This window comes from Nocardioides sp. NPDC057577 (assembly GCF_042801335.1).
GTDB lineage: Bacteria > Actinomycetota > Actinomycetes > Propionibacteriales > Nocardioidaceae > Nocardioides.
Genome location: NZ_JBHVGB010000022.1, coordinates 23,565 through 36,595, shown reverse-complemented (window position 1 = coordinate 36,595; position 13,031 = coordinate 23,565). Strand labels below are relative to the sequence as shown.

The following is a 13,031-nucleotide window of genomic DNA, read 5'->3' as shown; positions in this document are numbered from 1 at the left end:
TTCGGAGAGCCCGGTGTGATTTCCTGACCGGCGATGATCACGCTGAGCGACCGCCCTGCCCTGGTCCGTCCGACGACGGCCGTACGCACCTCCTACCTCACCGGCGAACAGGCCGACTGTCTCCTCCGGGGCACCGACACCGACTGGCTCGGGCCGGCCAGCGAGGACTTCGACGCGTTCGTCGCCGCCCGGGACCACGACAAGGAGCGCTGGGAGGTGATGTCGACCGTCTACTGGTACATCTCGGGCGAGCACTATCTCGGCTCCCTCGTCGTGCGCCACACGCTGACGCCGTCGCTGACCGCCGACGGCGGTCACATCGGCTACCACGTCGTCGCTCCGTGGCGGCGCCAGGGCCACGCGACCCGCATGCTCGAGCTCGGCCTCGAGAAGGCCCGTGAGCACGGCGTCTCGCGTGCCCTGCTCACCTGCGACCCCTCCAACGACGCGTCGCGGCGGGTGATCGAGAAGAACGGCGGCGTAGCCGACGAGCAGCTCGGCAACGAGCTCAGGTTCTGGATCGGGTAGGGATACTTCGCCCATGCACGCTCTCGTACGCCGCCCCTCGCCCCGCCTCGCCGACGGGCTCGTCACCCACATCGAGCGGAGCCCGGTCGACGTCGGCCTCGCCGGCAGGCAGTGGGACGCGTACGTCGCCGCGATGCGCACCGCCGGCTGGACCATCCACGAGGTCGATCCCGCCGACGACTGCCCGGACTCGGTCTTCGTCGAGGACACGATGGTCGTCCTCGCGGACCTGGCCGTGATCAGCCGACCGGGTGCGCTGGAGCGGCGCCCGGAGATCGACGGGGCCGAGGACGCCGTTCGCGCGCGGGGCTACCGGGTCGCCCACATCGAGGCGCCCGGGACCCTCGACGGTGGCGACGTGCTCAAGCACGGCGACACCGTGTGGGTGGGGGAGGGCGGGCGTACGAACGCCGAGGGCATCGCCCAGCTCCGGGCACTGCTCGGACCGCTGGGCGCCGAGGTCGTCGCCGTCCCCCTCACGAAGGTGCTCCATCTCAAGTCGGCCGTCACCGCGCTCCCCGACGGCACCGTCATCGGGCACGAGCCGCTGGTCGACGACCCGGACGTGTGGGGAGCCCGGTTCCTGCCGGTCCCGGAGGAATCGGGCTCCCACGTGGTCGTCCTCGACGACCGCACGCTGCTGATGGCCGCCTCGGCACCGCTGAGCAGAGCGATGTTCGAGGAGCGCGGCTACACGGTCGTCGCGGTCGACATCTCCGAGTTCGAGAAGCTCGAAGGCTGTGTGACCTGTCTGTCCGTGCGGCTACGCCACGCTCAGGGCTGAATCGGCATCGTCACGCAGTTGGAGCCGGTCGCGTAGCCCTTGACCCGGTCGGTGACCCAGTTGATCGCCTCGGTCTGGTCGACGAGCAGCGGAGTGACGTGGTTGGTGACCAGTCCGTCGCCGAGGTTGGGCAGGATGACCGCCTTGTAGGTCACCTTGGCGCCCTTCCGGCACCAGTCGACGGCCAGCTGGCGGGACTGCGCGTGCGGGACGATGTCGTCCTCGGTGCCGGTGGCCAGACGTACCGGGAACTGCGGCTTGAGGCGCCCGAGCTTCTGCTCGTCGATGATCGCCCGCACCTCAGGCTCACGTTCGATGATGTCGTCCAGGCTCTCCCCGGTGGTGGTCCAGCTGCTGCTCCGCTGGAACGGGTAGCTGATGATCCCGTCGGCGACGCACGCGGTGGAGAGGTCCTCGAGCGCTGCCTTTCCGGCCTGGTTGAGGTTCTCGTCCAGGATCGGCCGGAGCTCCGGGTTGGACTGGGCGAGGCCGTTGATGGTCCAGCCGAGGGCGGCGACGAGCGCCGATCCGTCGATGCCCTCCGCGGTCGCCTTCAGGTCGGCGGGCGGAGCACCGACGTAGGCGCCGACGAGGTTGACGTCGGGCGCGTACGTCGCGGCGAGCTCGGAGGCTGATCCGGTCGCGCCGCCGCCCTGGCTGTAGCCGTAGAGGGCCACCCGTGAATGGCCGGTCACCGAGGCGTCGGGGACGTCCCGCGCCGCACGTGCCGCGTCGAGCACGGCATGGCCGCCGTCGACCCGGTCGACGTAGGTGTGGAGCCGGTCGGTGGCTCCCAGGCCGACGTAGTCGGTCACCATGACCGCCACGCCACGCGCCAGCAGCCGGTAGATCCCGATGTCCTCGTAGCCCACCGAGACGGTGTCTCCGTTGAAGGTGATCGGACGCTCCAGACCGAGCGACGCCGAGCACTGGTCGCCCTGGCCCATGGTGCCGGGCGCGACGACCACGAGCGGCCGGTCGCCGGCACCATTCCAGGCCACGTGCGGCTCGATGTAGGCGCCGGTCACCGCGGCCGGAGCGCCGTTGTTGTCGGTGGTCCGGTACATCACCCGGGTCGCGGTGCCGGGAAGCGAGCCGATGCCCGGGATCGAGAGGCCGACGCCGAGGGGGAGTGGCTCGGTGCGTACGAGTGCTCCGTTCGCACCGGGTAGCGTCGCCGGCGGGTTGTAGAACTCCGGGATCTCGACGCCGCGGGAGATGACGGTGGTGCCGTTGTCAGCGGCGACGGCAGGGGCAGCCAGGGTGGCCGGAGCGACCGCAGCGACGGCCAGAGCGGTGGCAAACAACATCCGTGGTGCGTGCTGAGACATGGGGGACTCTCCTCACGTGAGCGGGACCACTTCGTCCCGGGTTACTGAAGAGTAATGTGAGCGCCGTCACGGCGACAAGAGTTTCAGTCAACATTCGTACACCGAAACCGGCTGGCGCAGGATCGTCCGCAGCTTGGCGGGCTCGACCCGCCGCGGATCGCCGAGATAGATCTCATGGTGCTTCCCGGTCATCCGCAGTCCGCACTCCGGGATGAACCGCTCGTGCATCTCCTCGAGGACCGGGCCCTCCGCGTCGTACGGCCCGATGTGCAGGGTCTGCACGCAGGAGCCCTCTGCGAGCGTCTCCCACCGGACCTTGTCCAGGCGTGCGGGACGGTCCTTGGCGGCGACCTTGGCCACGGCTTCCTCGAACATCTGTTCGGTGATCCAGTCGGGCGTCATGATCATCGCCGTCCAGTCCCACTTCGACTTGTCCCGTGTCCGGGTGAAGGCGTCCATGTCCTCGGCCCACCACAACGCCTCCAGCGGCGGCACCACGTAGTCACGGCCCCCGGTCTTGCTGGCGAACTTCAGCGTGTACGCCACCGGGTAGAGCGCCGCGAGCGCGTCCGCGTACTCCTGGGAGGTGTTGGGATCGCCGTGCCCGTCGACCATCAGGTAGGGGAGTGGCGGCATCTCGAGGACCCGGAACTCACCCTGACGTGCCCGATAGCCGTCGACCGTCTTCTTCAGATCCACCTTCGCCGCCATGGGGCCATGATGCCGCGAAACTCGGGTGCCGTCGGCTACGTCTGCGCCTACGCTCCGAACATGGCAACCGTGGAGGACGTCCGCTGGCTCGGCTCGAGCCTGGAGCGGTCCTACGAGGTCTTCGTCCGCGGCCGGCTCAAGTTCCGGGTCGGCTCGATCGTCTATGTCGCCTTCTCCCTGGACGAGACCGAGATGGGTTTCGGCTTCCCGAAGGAGGAGCGTGCCGCACTGGTCGCCGGCACGCCCGACAAGTTCCACCTGCCCCGTGAGTCGGAGATGCGGTTCAACTGGGTGGAGTCGTCCCTGGCCGCGCTCGACCCCGACGAGGCGTGTGAGTTCGTCGTGGACGCCTGGCGCCTGTGCGTACCGAGGAAGGTCTCCGCCGCCTACGACCTCACTCATCCCGACGGGCCGGGGGGAGAGCGATGATCCTGGCCAAGGAGCGCGACCCGCGTCTGATCACCGTCCGCCGCGGCGGAACGCTCACCGACGCCGACCACCATCTACTCGCCCTGTGGGCGGCTACCTGCGCCGAGCACGTGCTCCCGCTCTTCGAGACGGAGTGCCCCGACGACCTCCGGCCGCGGGAGGCCATCGAGGCGGCCCGGGCCTGGACCCGCGGTGAGCTGAAGATGATGGAGGCTCGCGCTCTCGGCGGTCACGCCATGGGTGCGGCCCGGCCGCTGCGCGGAGCCGCCCGCAACGCCGCCTACGCCGCCGGCCAGGCCGGCGTGGTCGCCCATGTCGCGGCCCACGACCTGGGCGCGGCGGCGTACGCCATCAAGGCAGTGCGCGAGGCCGCTACACCCGACGAGGCCATCGAGGCCGGGCGCCGGGAGTGTCGCTGGCAGCGCGCGCAGCTCCCGGAGCCCGTCCGCGACCTCGTCCTCGACGACCAGAGGATCCGCAACCACATCTGCTGGTCGGTCTTCGACTGATGATGGAGCAGGCGCGCGGACGGCTCGAGGCGGAGCGCCGCCAGACGCTCGCGCGCCTGGCAGACCTCAGCGATGACTTCGACGCCGTGGTCGCGGCCTCGCGCGACACCAACGCCGATGACGAGCACGATCCCGAGGGCGCGACGATCGCCTTCGAACGATCCCAGGTCCAAGCGCTCGTACGTCAGGCGCGCGAGCATCTCGACGAGATCGAGGCTGCCCTGGAGCGCCTGGGCGCGGGCACGTACGGGACCTGTGAGGAATGCGGGCGGCCGATCGGCGAGGGCCGGCTCGAGGCGCGCCCGGTGGCGCGCACCTGCATCAGCTGCGCCGCGAAGGCGACGGTACGGCGGCGCTAGTGGCGATGGCGGCGATGGCGGCCGGCCTGGTCACGCATCTCGACGAGATCGTCGTTGATCCGGCGTGCGCGCCGCCTCTCCAGCCTCGCCAGCAGGAAACCGACGGCAGCCGCGAGCACCATCAGGACAAGGAGCACCACGATCGTGGCTCCCACCATGTCCAGGACGTGGCTCATAGCGAGCAGGTACCCGATGTCGGCAGCGCCCATGCGCGCTCCGATACGTTGACTCCCATGTCAGATGCATCAGAAGGTCCGATCCGCCTGTGCTGTCTCTTGTGGGCGCACGGGGGAGAGGCGGAGGCCCTCCATGCCTACGAGGACCGAGTCCTGAGGCTGATCTCGGAGCACGGTGGGGAAGTGGTGCACCGTGCGTTTGCCGACGATGCACCCGGGCAGCCTGACGAGGTCCAGCTCTTCCGGTTCCCGGACCAGGCCTCGCTGGACGGCTACATGAACGACGAGCGGCGTACGGCACTCAGCGCCGAGCGCGACGCGGCCGTCGCGCGCACCGAGCTGTTCCCGGTCCGGTTCTGATCCGCCGGGCCGCTCAGATGGCCTCGACGTCCGCGGCCACGTGCCGATAGCCCCAGGTTTCGTAGACGATGACCGTCACATACGGCGCGGCGGCCGCGATCAGCAGCGACCAGCCGAGAGAGACACCGACCGCCGCCGCGACGACCGCGAGCACCAGGACCCCGAGCATGCCGACCGCCAGGTTGACGTGCAGCATGTCGACGCGCCGCCTCAGTGCGGAGTAGATGCCGAAGTAGGCGATCGTGAAGATCGCCAGCGGGATCGCCACCGAGAGCACCGCGCCGAGCACGCCGATGCTCGCCTCGCCCTCGACGACGTACGCCGCCACATGGATGCCGCCGCCGAAGGCTGCCACCGAGGCGAAGATGAGGATGTGACCGTAGGCGAAGATCCAGGCCCGGTCCCGATGTCGCTCGATGAAGTGGGCGAACGGAATGATGTAGTAGTCCCACCAGATCCCGAAGGCCAACAGGGTCCCGGCGACCACGAGCAGGATCGACTCCTGCGACCAGCCGACGTTCTCGACGGCCGAGGCCACCGCCGCGACCGTGCCGAGGATGACCTCACCCAGCGTGATGATCAGTAGGAGCCCGTAGCGCTCGGCGATGTGTTCGGCGTTCCACGGCATTCCCCAGCGGCGCTTGGCGTAGACAGGGCCGACCATCTCGATGCCGTAGCAGACGACCGAGGCGAACACCACCAGGGCCACCGAGCTCGTCTGAGCCACGGCGAGGATCACCCAGCCGATCTGAGCGACGAGGATCGACCCGGCGTAGGTGAGCGCGGTGCGACGGTAGGTGGGGGACTGCGACGCGGCCCGTAGCCACTGCGCGACCATCGCGACCCGCATCACGACGTAGCCCGCGACCAGGACGCGATTGTCGAGGACGCCACCATGCTCTATCGACTCGAACAGTGGCGCGACGCCCAGAGCCACGACGATGGCGCCGGCCATCTGCACGATGGTGAAGGCGCGGAACACCCAGTCGTCGGTGTCGAAACCGGAGGCGAACCAGGCGAAGTTGATCCATGCCCAGCAGATCGCGACCGCGGTGAACAGGAAACCACCGATCGCGGACGCCAGGTGCTCCTCGGCCACCAGATGAGCGAACGCATCGCCGGCCTGAGCGAACGCGACGACGAAGGCGAGATCGAACAGCAGTTCCAGGGGAGTGGCGGAGCGGCCGACCTCGTCGGGGTCGCGTCCGCTCATCCGCATCAGCCGATGAGGTCTTACCACGGTCATGGCGATGATCCTGCCACTACGAAGCGGTCCCGGGGAGGGAGCGCATCAAGTGCATCTGAGCCGGTTAGTCTCAGCCCATGATCCTCGTTGTGGCGCTGGTGCTCGCCGGGCTTGCTGCGTTGGTGCACGTCTACATCTTCGTGATGGAGTCGTTGACCTGGACGAGCCCGAAGACGCGGGCCGTGTTCGGAATCGGCGCCGAGGAGGCCGAGGCGACCAAGGAGCTGGCCTTCAACCAGGGCTTCTACAACCTCTTCCTCGCCATCGTCACCGCGGTCGGCATCGTCCTGTTCCCGGTGTGCTCCGCAGCGGTCGGCGCTGCCCTGGTGTTCGCCGGCGCCGGCTCGATGGCAGCCGCGGCGGCAGTGCTGTTCGCCTCCTCGCCCGACAAGCGCGGCGCGGCCCTCAAGCAGGGCGTGATCCCGCTGCTCGCCGTCGTCGCCCTGGCGATCAGCGTGGCTGTGAGCTAGCCAGGAACTCGAGCAGCAGCTGGTTGGTCTCTTCGGGGCGCTCCTGCTGGACCCAGTGACCACACCGGGGGAGCAGCGCCGAACGAGTGAGTCCCGGCAGGGTCTGGTCGAAGCGCTCGATCTGGCGGCGGCCGGTGATCGCGGGACCGTCGTACTCGCCGGCGACGAAGAGCGAGGGCACGGTGATCGGCACGTCGCCGAAGGCTGCGAGATCCTCCCAGTCGCGGTCGATGTTGCGGTAGCGCGCCAGCGGACCGAAGAAGTCGGAGTCGGCGAACTCGCGGGCGTAGAAGTCGACGTCGGCCTCGGTCAGCCATGCAGGCATCTCGGTGGGGTGGATGAACTGGTCCGAGAGCCGGTCGCCGCGCGGCACCAGCCCGAGCGCCCCGCGCGGATCCCCACCGGCGGCGAGCACGCCATCGCCCGAGATCGAGTAGTAGATGCCGAGCAGCCAGCGGCGTACGTCGGGCAGGATCTCGGCCTCGACGACACCCGGGGCCTGGAAGTAGGAGATGTAGAAGTCTTCGTCGTCACCGCCGGCCTGTGCCATCGCCTCGGTGGGCCGACGGCGTCCGGAGGGGCTGAACGGCACCGACAGACCGGCTACGGCGGTGAAGACGTCGGGCCTCAGCTGAGCCGATGTCCAGGCGATGGGAGCGCCCCAGTCGTGGCCGACGATAGTGGCCGTCTTCGCGCCCAGGGCGTGCACCAGGGCGACGTTGTCGGCGACATGGCGCAGCATCCGGTAGTCCTCGATCGCGGGCGGCTTCGAGGAACCGCCGTATCCGCGGACGTCCATCGCGACCGCCCGGTAGCCCGCGTCCGCCAGCGCGGCGATCTGGTGGCGCCACGAGTACCAGGACTCCGGAAACCCGTGCACCAGGATCACGAGCCGGCCGTCCGCCGGCCCTGACTCCACCCAGTGCAGGTCGATTCCGTTGACGGGTTCGGTGTGGTGAGCTACAGCGGTGTCGGTCACGGCCGGAGTCTGCCACCTCGCCTGAATTCCGCGATAGTACCCCCTATCGCAGAAATGTTCGAAAAGACTGTAATATCGGGGAATGTGAGCGTACCTGACGACGGTGTGATGTTCGGCGATGTCGTCGAGGACTTCCTGACCGACCGGGCGACTCTCACGCGCCGCGGGCTCAACGACAAGTCTCGTAACGCCTACCGGCAGGACATCACCGCCTGGGCACGGCAGCTGCATGTCGATGGGGGCGGCGAGCCTGACTCCGAGGTGCTGAGCCTGGTCCCGATCTCGGCGCTGACCGACCAGAACGTACGCATCGCCTACCGGTCGCTGCGGGAGAGCTCGGCCGCGGCCACCTGTCAGCGCCGCGTCGGCACGCTGCGGCTCTTCACCCACTGGCTGCAGCTCGAGGGACACCTGCTGGTGGATCCCACGCTGCGCATCGAGGCACCCGAGCGGCCCAGCCGGCTGCCGGCCGGCTGGAGCGTCGACGAGCTTCGTCGCCTGGCGCGGGTCGCCTCGACGCCGCGCGACGGCACCGACCGGCGCCGGTGGCCGGCTCGTGACCGGGCGATCTTCGCGGTCCTGGTCACCACCGGTGTGCGCGCCGCGGAGCTGTGCGGCCTCACCATCGGCGCCATCCGGCGCGAGCCCGACGGTGAGACGCTGGTGCGAGTCATCGGCAAGGGCGACAAGCAGCGCAACCTGCCGCTGCCGCCCGAGGCCGTGGATGCGGTCGACGCCTACCTGGCCGAGCTGGAGGCCCGTCTCGGGGCGCGCGACGCGGCCGACCACCTGTTCGTGCTGACCTCGGGCAAACAGCTGCGTCCCGGCGCGCTCAACCATCTGGTCGAGACCTGGATCCGCCTCGCCGGCGTCCCGAAGCAGCCCGGCGAGGCCGCGCATGCGTTTCGACACAGCGCCGCCAAAGGACTGATCCGTTCGGGCGTACCGGTGCCGGCGGTGCAGGGGCTGCTCGGTCACGAAGACCTCAAGACGACCGGGATCTACGTCAAGGCGACCGCGGCCGACACGCGCGACGCGGTCCTGCTCTCACCGGCGCGCGAAGTGCTCCGAGAGACGGCTGTGCCGCCACCCGAGGAACGCGAGTGATCAGCCGTGCGGCTTGACCGCACGGGTGGCGATGTAGGCGGACAGGTGCCGGGCCGTGACGTCTGCGTGGTGCGGCGCCTCGCCGAGGTGGGTCAGGACGAATCCGGCCGCCAGCTGCCCGCCGATCTGTTCGGTCAGCGAGTGGCTGTACTCGATCGGGCCGCTTCCATAGGCGCGCATCCGGTCGGCCTCCGAGAGGTCGAGCGAGCTGAACGGCAGCCGGTGGCGCACCACCAGCTCCTGCCGGTCGAGCGCCACCTCGTCGAAGATGTAGACGTCCGGGTTCATGAATCCGACCATGAGCGTCCCGCCGGGGCGCAGCACCCGAGATGCTTCGCGCCAGACCGGCGTCAGGTCGGGACAGAACACGTTCGACACCGGGTTGACGATCACGTCGAAGCTGGCATCGTCGAAGACGCCGAGGTCACGCATGTCGCCGAGCACGGTGCGAAGGTCCAGCCCGTCACGAGCGGCCACCTCGTCGTCCCGGGCCAGCTGCTTGGGCGAGTTGTCGAAGACGGTCACCGCGGCGCCCGCAGCCGCGAGGACGGGACCCTGCTGGCCACCGCCGGATGCCAGGCAGAGCACCCGAGCACCGGCCAGCTCGGACGGAAACCAATCACGCGGAATCGGCTCGCGACCGATCAGCACCACCGACCAGTCGCCTTGACGTGCCTTCGCAATGACCTCGGGACCAACCGGCCGGGACCATTCGTTGTCGTTGTCGACCAGTTCGTCCCACGCGACGCGGTTGTGCGCGGTGGGGTCGAAGTCTTCTGTCACAACAGCGAACCTTAACGCCCCTGTTTCGACCGTTGGACCGGTCGCCGATAATGCACATTATGTCAAGTAGTTCGGAGAAGGGACGCCCCCAGACGCCTGCGCCGCTCGGTACGGGTCCCCTGTCGAGCGGCGCTTTCAAGGCAGATTTACCGGAACTCGATGATCTGACGTCTCCGGGCCGGTTGGTGCGACCGCAGCGGATGACGCTGGCGTCATGACATCCATCAACGAACTTCGCAAACACGTACGAGCTCCGGTCGTCACACCCGACGACTCCGACTACGACACCGCTCGAGCCGTCTGGAACGGCATGATCGACCGCCGCCCGGCCGCCGTCGTGCAGGCCGAGCGAGTCGACGACGTCATCGCCGCGGTGAACTTCGCTCGCGACAACGGCTTGCCGCTGGCCGTGCGCGGCGGTGGGCACAGCGCGCCGGGCTACGGGACTATCGACAACGGCCTGGTCATCGACCTGTCCCCCATGGGTTCCATCGAGGTCGATGCCGATGCCCGAACAGCACGCGTCGGCGGTGGCGCAACTCTCGCCGACCTCAACGAAGCCACCCACGCGCACGGCCTCGCCACGCCCGGCGGGATCGTGTCGACGACCGGCGTCGGCGGCCTGACGCTGGGCGGAGGAATCGGCTACCTCACGCGCGGTTTCGGTCTCTCGATCGACAACCTTCGCTCGGCCGACGTCGTCACCGCGGACGGGCAGCTCCGCCACGCCAGCGAGTCCGAGAACCCCGACCTGTTCTGGGCACTCCGCGGAGGCAGCGGGAACTTCGGGGTCGTCACCACGTTCGAGTTCGACCTGCACCCCGTGGACCAGGTCGTCGTCGGACTCTTCTTCTACGAGCTGGAGCACGCCGGCGACCTGCTGCGCTTCTTCCGCACCTGGATCACCGACGCCGACGAGCGCTACGGCGCCTTCCCCGCCTTCCAGGTCGCTCCTCCCCTGCCCTTCCTGCCTGAGGACCGCCACGGCGACACGTTCTGCGCGGCCATCGTCCACTGGAGTGGGCCGGTCGAGGAGGGCCAGGCGGCGATGCAGCCGTTCCGGGACCTCGCGCCGCGCGTCGGCGAGATGGTCGAGCCCATGCCGTACACGTGGCTCAACGGCGCGTTCGATGACCTGTTCCCTCGTGGCGTACGCAGCTACTGGAAGGGCAACTACGTCACCGAGCTGACCGACGAGGCGATCGACGCGCACCTGGCCCACGGCCCGAAGGCGCCGAACGCGAGCTCGACGATGCACCTGTACCCGATCAACGGTGCTGCTTCCCGCGTCGGCGCGACGGACACCGCGTTCTCCTACCGCCACGCGACGTTCTCGACGGTCATCGTCTCTGCCTGGGCGGACGCCTCGGAAGACGCCGCCAACACCGCATGGGTCCGTGACTACGCCGCGGCACTCACGCCGCACTCCGAGGCCGGCGGCTACGTGAACTTCATGTCCGACGACGACCTGGGCCGCGTCACCGACACCTACGGCAGCAACTACGCGCGACTCATGAAGGTCAAGCAGACCTACGACCCGGGGAACCTGTTCAGCCACAACCAGAACATCGCGCCCTAGCCGGATACGCCTGGCGAGTACCTAGCGCTGAGACGGTGCGTCCGCACCTCGACTCAGCGCGTGGATCGTCCGGGCGTCGGCAGCCGTCGCGAACACCAGCGCCGATGCCGCGATCTTGGGCCCGATGTTGCCCTCGCTGCGCGCCAGATGGGTGCAGTACGCCGCGATCGCCACGTTGAGCCCGGCCCGGGCAGCCATCCACGGCAGCCTGCGGCGTCCGGCCAGCAACCCGGGCACGAGCGCCAGATCGGCGGCACCGATGACGCGCAGCGCGACCGGATGATCACCGAGCTTCAGGGTCCGGCCCACCCACTCCGGCTTGACGAGGATCGCCACCCCTATCGGCAGCGTGGCAATTCCGACGACGGCGGCCGAGCGCCGCGCACTCTCAGAGTCCATGAAGCCATCCTGTCCGATGGCCGGTGATGCCAGGCGCTGACGGCCGACACCTCAGCCTGGTACTTTCTAGACATGCTGTCCAGTAACGCCGGAATCGCCACTCGGATCATCGATACCGCCCACGCGCTCGTGCCGGAACTGGTCGAGCTTCGCCGGAGCATCCATGCGGAGCCCGAGCTGGGGCTCGACCTACCGGCCACGCAGCGGCGTGTGCTCGAGGCGTTGTCCGGACTCGACCTGGAGATCACTGAGGGACGGTCCCTGTCCTCCGTGACCGCGGTGCTGCGCGGCGGGCGGCCGGGTCCGACCGTACTGCTCCGCGCCGACATGGATGCGTTGCCGATCACCGAGGCGGTCGAGGTCCCCTACCGGTCCAGCAACGGCGCGATGCACGCATGTGGTCACGATCTGCATGTCGCCGGCCTCGTGGGCGCCGCCCGCGTTCTCGCCGAGCACCGCGCCGACCTGGCTGGCAACGTCATCCTGATGTTCCAGCCGGGCGAAGAGGGACACGGTGGCGCGAAGCTGATGATCGAGGAGGGAGTGCTCGATGTGGCCGGCGGCCGGCCGGCGGCGGCGTACGCAATCCATGTCGGCAACGCGCCGCGCGGCATCTTCCTCACCCGCCCGGGCACCGTCACCGCGAGCTCGACCCACCTGAGGATCGACCTCGAGGGCCGCGGCGGTCACGGCTCCCGCCCGCACGAGGCCCTCGATCCGGTTCCGATCGCGGCCGAGATCGTGCTGGCGCTGCAGGGCTACACCGCGCGCCGCTTCGACTCCTTCGACCCGGTCGTCGTCTCGGTGACGAACCTGACGGCGGGCACCGGAGCCGACAACGTGATCCCCGAATCGGTCCAGCTCACCGGAACCGTACGCACTGTCGATCCGAACACGCTGTCCAGGATCGAGGAGGAGCTTCCCAGGCTCGTCGAAGGCATCGCTGCGGCCCACGGCCTGGTCGCCAGGGTCACGCTCGACACCGGCTACCCGAGCGTCGTCAACCACGAGGCAACCGCCCGGCAGGCAATGGAGACACTGCGCAACGCCTTCGGACCGCGGGTCGTCGAGGTGCCGCGGCCGACGATGGGTGCCGAGGACTTCGCGTTCGTCAGCCAGCAGGTCCCAGCCACCATGATCCTGCTGGGCGCCGCCCCGACCGACGATGCCGCGCCCAACCACTCCCCCGACGCCGCCTTCGACGACAGCGTGCTCGGCGACCAGGCGGCGGCACTCGCGCTGCTCGCGATCGACGCTCTGGCCGCAGAGCGTCGGTGAGGT

At 69.1% G+C, this 13,031-nt stretch carries 17 protein-coding genes; 10 read left to right on the top strand and 7 right to left on the bottom strand.

Annotation, left to right across the window (positions count from 1 at the left end):
- Positions 1–33 precede the first annotated feature (33 nt).
- Both ACFU7D_RS07250 and ddaH read left to right on the top strand, forming a co-directional pair.
- The gene (locus tag ACFU7D_RS07250; RefSeq protein WP_378865096.1) at positions 34–528 is read left to right on the top strand and encodes a GNAT family N-acetyltransferase; all 495 of its coding nucleotides are present in this window, start codon (positions 34–36) and stop codon (positions 526–528) included.
- Positions 529–541: 13 nt separating this feature from the next.
- Complete coding sequence (gene ddaH / locus ACFU7D_RS07245) at positions 542–1,312, top strand: dimethylargininase (protein ID WP_378865094.1); 771 nt, start codon at positions 542–544, stop codon at positions 1,310–1,312.
- On the opposite strand, the gene ACFU7D_RS07240 is transcribed toward ddaH, so the two are convergent.
- Both ACFU7D_RS07240 and ACFU7D_RS07235 read right to left on the bottom strand, forming a co-directional pair.
- Positions 1,303–2,643 carry a lipase family protein gene (locus tag ACFU7D_RS07240; RefSeq protein WP_378865091.1) on the bottom strand — a complete coding sequence of 447 codons (1,341 nt, stop codon included), beginning with the start codon at positions 2,641–2,643 and terminating at the stop codon, positions 1,303–1,305. The genes ddaH and ACFU7D_RS07240 overlap by 10 nt on opposite strands.
- An 87-nt stretch (positions 2,644–2,730) precedes the next feature.
- Entirely contained in the window at positions 2,731–3,354 is a 624-nt protein-coding gene (locus ACFU7D_RS07235) for a GyrI-like domain-containing protein (RefSeq protein ID WP_378865088.1), read from the bottom strand.
- A 60-nt stretch (positions 3,355–3,414) separates the two neighbouring features.
- On the opposite strand from ACFU7D_RS07235, the gene ACFU7D_RS07230 reads away from it, so the two are divergent.
- Genes ACFU7D_RS07230 through ACFU7D_RS07220 form a run of 3 tightly spaced genes read left to right on the top strand, consistent with a single transcriptional unit; the run spans position 3,415 to position 4,651 of the window.
- Complete coding sequence (locus ACFU7D_RS07230) at positions 3,415–3,783, top strand: MmcQ/YjbR family DNA-binding protein (protein WP_378865085.1); 369 nt, start codon at positions 3,415–3,417, stop codon at positions 3,781–3,783.
- Positions 3,780–4,292 (top strand): putative immunity protein, encoded by a 513-nt coding sequence (locus tag ACFU7D_RS07225; protein ID WP_378865082.1) that lies wholly within the window; start codon positions 3,780–3,782, stop codon positions 4,290–4,292. The genes ACFU7D_RS07230 and ACFU7D_RS07225 overlap by 4 nt, the downstream gene beginning before the upstream one ends.
- Complete coding sequence (locus tag ACFU7D_RS07220) at positions 4,292–4,651, top strand: TraR/DksA family transcriptional regulator (protein ID WP_378865079.1); 360 nt, start codon at positions 4,292–4,294, stop codon at positions 4,649–4,651. Before ACFU7D_RS07225 ends, ACFU7D_RS07220 begins: the two co-directional genes overlap by 1 nt.
- Here ACFU7D_RS07220 and ACFU7D_RS07215 read toward each other — a convergent pair.
- Entirely contained in the window at positions 4,648–4,860 is a 213-nt protein-coding gene (locus ACFU7D_RS07215; RefSeq protein WP_378865076.1) for a hypothetical protein, read from the bottom strand. The genes ACFU7D_RS07220 and ACFU7D_RS07215 overlap by 4 nt on opposite strands.
- Before the next feature lie 24 nt (positions 4,861–4,884).
- On the opposite strand from ACFU7D_RS07215, the gene ACFU7D_RS07210 reads away from it, so the two are divergent.
- Positions 4,885–5,187, top strand: coding sequence for a hypothetical protein (locus tag ACFU7D_RS07210; RefSeq protein WP_378865073.1), 303 nt, complete (start codon positions 4,885–4,887; stop codon positions 5,185–5,187).
- A 13-nt stretch (positions 5,188–5,200) separates the two neighbouring features.
- On the opposite strand, the gene ACFU7D_RS07205 is transcribed toward ACFU7D_RS07210, so the two are convergent.
- On the bottom strand, positions 5,201–6,400 hold the full coding sequence (locus tag ACFU7D_RS07205) for a low temperature requirement protein A (RefSeq protein WP_378865070.1): 1,200 nt from the start codon (positions 6,398–6,400) through the stop codon (positions 5,201–5,203).
- Between the two features lie 110 nt (positions 6,401–6,510).
- Between ACFU7D_RS07205 and ACFU7D_RS07200 the strand changes: the two genes are divergently transcribed.
- Positions 6,511–6,903, top strand: a complete 393-nt coding sequence (locus ACFU7D_RS07200; RefSeq protein ID WP_378865068.1) for a DUF1304 domain-containing protein — start codon at positions 6,511–6,513, stop codon at positions 6,901–6,903.
- Here ACFU7D_RS07200 and ACFU7D_RS07195 read toward each other — a convergent pair.
- Positions 6,884–7,882: an alpha/beta fold hydrolase gene (locus ACFU7D_RS07195; protein ID WP_378865065.1), complete on the bottom strand. Its 999-nt coding sequence runs from the start codon at positions 7,880–7,882 to the stop codon at positions 6,884–6,886. The two genes, ACFU7D_RS07200 and ACFU7D_RS07195, sit on opposite strands and share 20 nt — an antisense overlap.
- A gap of 84 nt (positions 7,883–7,966) precedes the next feature.
- On the opposite strand from ACFU7D_RS07195, the gene ACFU7D_RS07190 reads away from it, so the two are divergent.
- On the top strand, positions 7,967–8,989 hold the full coding sequence (locus ACFU7D_RS07190; protein WP_378865063.1) for a tyrosine-type recombinase/integrase: 1,023 nt from the start codon (positions 7,967–7,969) through the stop codon (positions 8,987–8,989).
- Here the strand turns inward: ACFU7D_RS07190 and ACFU7D_RS07185 are convergent, their stop codons facing one another.
- Entirely contained in the window at positions 8,990–9,772 is a 783-nt protein-coding gene (locus tag ACFU7D_RS07185) for a class I SAM-dependent methyltransferase (protein ID WP_378865060.1), read from the bottom strand.
- 214 nt (positions 9,773–9,986) lie between these two features.
- On the opposite strand from ACFU7D_RS07185, the gene ACFU7D_RS07180 reads away from it, so the two are divergent.
- Entirely contained in the window at positions 9,987–11,351 is a 1,365-nt protein-coding gene (locus ACFU7D_RS07180; RefSeq protein WP_378865057.1) for an FAD-binding oxidoreductase, read from the top strand.
- Between the two features lie 21 nt (positions 11,352–11,372).
- On the opposite strand, the gene ACFU7D_RS07175 is transcribed toward ACFU7D_RS07180, so the two are convergent.
- Positions 11,373–11,750 (bottom strand): hypothetical protein, encoded by a 378-nt coding sequence (locus ACFU7D_RS07175; RefSeq protein ID WP_378865054.1) that lies wholly within the window; start codon positions 11,748–11,750, stop codon positions 11,373–11,375.
- 72 nt (positions 11,751–11,822) lie between these two features.
- Here ACFU7D_RS07175 and ACFU7D_RS07170 point away from each other — a divergent pair, with 72 nt between their 5' ends.
- A complete protein-coding gene (locus ACFU7D_RS07170; RefSeq protein WP_378865051.1) occupies positions 11,823–13,028 on the top strand; it encodes a M20 family metallopeptidase in 1,206 nt (401 codons plus the stop codon).
- Positions 13,029–13,031: the final 3 nt, after the last annotated feature.

Excerpts from the sequence above, each read along its gene's own strand:
- ACFU7D_RS07250 (WP_378865096.1), top strand. The coding sequence starts at position 34 with ATGATCACGCTGAGCGACCGCCCTGCCCTGGTCCGTCCGACGACGGCC.
- ddaH (WP_378865094.1), top strand. The coding sequence starts at position 542 with ATGCACGCTCTCGTACGCCGCCCCTCGCCCCGCCTCGCCGACGGGCTC.
- ACFU7D_RS07240 (WP_378865091.1), bottom strand. The coding sequence starts at position 2,643 with ATGTCTCAGCACGCACCACGGATGTTGTTTGCCACCGCTCTGGCCGTC.
- ACFU7D_RS07235 (WP_378865088.1), bottom strand. The coding sequence starts at position 3,354 with ATGGCGGCGAAGGTGGATCTGAAGAAGACGGTCGACGGCTATCGGGCA.
- ACFU7D_RS07230 (WP_378865085.1), top strand. The coding sequence starts at position 3,415 with ATGGCAACCGTGGAGGACGTCCGCTGGCTCGGCTCGAGCCTGGAGCGG.
- ACFU7D_RS07225 (WP_378865082.1), top strand. The coding sequence starts at position 3,780 with ATGATCCTGGCCAAGGAGCGCGACCCGCGTCTGATCACCGTCCGCCGC.
- ACFU7D_RS07220 (WP_378865079.1), top strand. The coding sequence starts at position 4,292 with ATGATGGAGCAGGCGCGCGGACGGCTCGAGGCGGAGCGCCGCCAGACG.
- ACFU7D_RS07215 (WP_378865076.1), bottom strand. The coding sequence starts at position 4,860 with ATGGGCGCTGCCGACATCGGGTACCTGCTCGCTATGAGCCACGTCCTG.
- ACFU7D_RS07210 (WP_378865073.1), top strand. The coding sequence starts at position 4,885 with ATGTCAGATGCATCAGAAGGTCCGATCCGCCTGTGCTGTCTCTTGTGG.
- ACFU7D_RS07205 (WP_378865070.1), bottom strand. The coding sequence starts at position 6,400 with ATGAGCGGACGCGACCCCGACGAGGTCGGCCGCTCCGCCACTCCCCTG.
- ACFU7D_RS07200 (WP_378865068.1), top strand. The coding sequence starts at position 6,511 with ATGATCCTCGTTGTGGCGCTGGTGCTCGCCGGGCTTGCTGCGTTGGTG.
- ACFU7D_RS07180 (WP_378865057.1), top strand. The coding sequence starts at position 9,987 with ATGACATCCATCAACGAACTTCGCAAACACGTACGAGCTCCGGTCGTC.
- ACFU7D_RS07175 (WP_378865054.1), bottom strand. The coding sequence starts at position 11,750 with ATGGACTCTGAGAGTGCGCGGCGCTCGGCCGCCGTCGTCGGAATTGCC.
- ACFU7D_RS07170 (WP_378865051.1), top strand. The coding sequence starts at position 11,823 with ATGCTGTCCAGTAACGCCGGAATCGCCACTCGGATCATCGATACCGCC.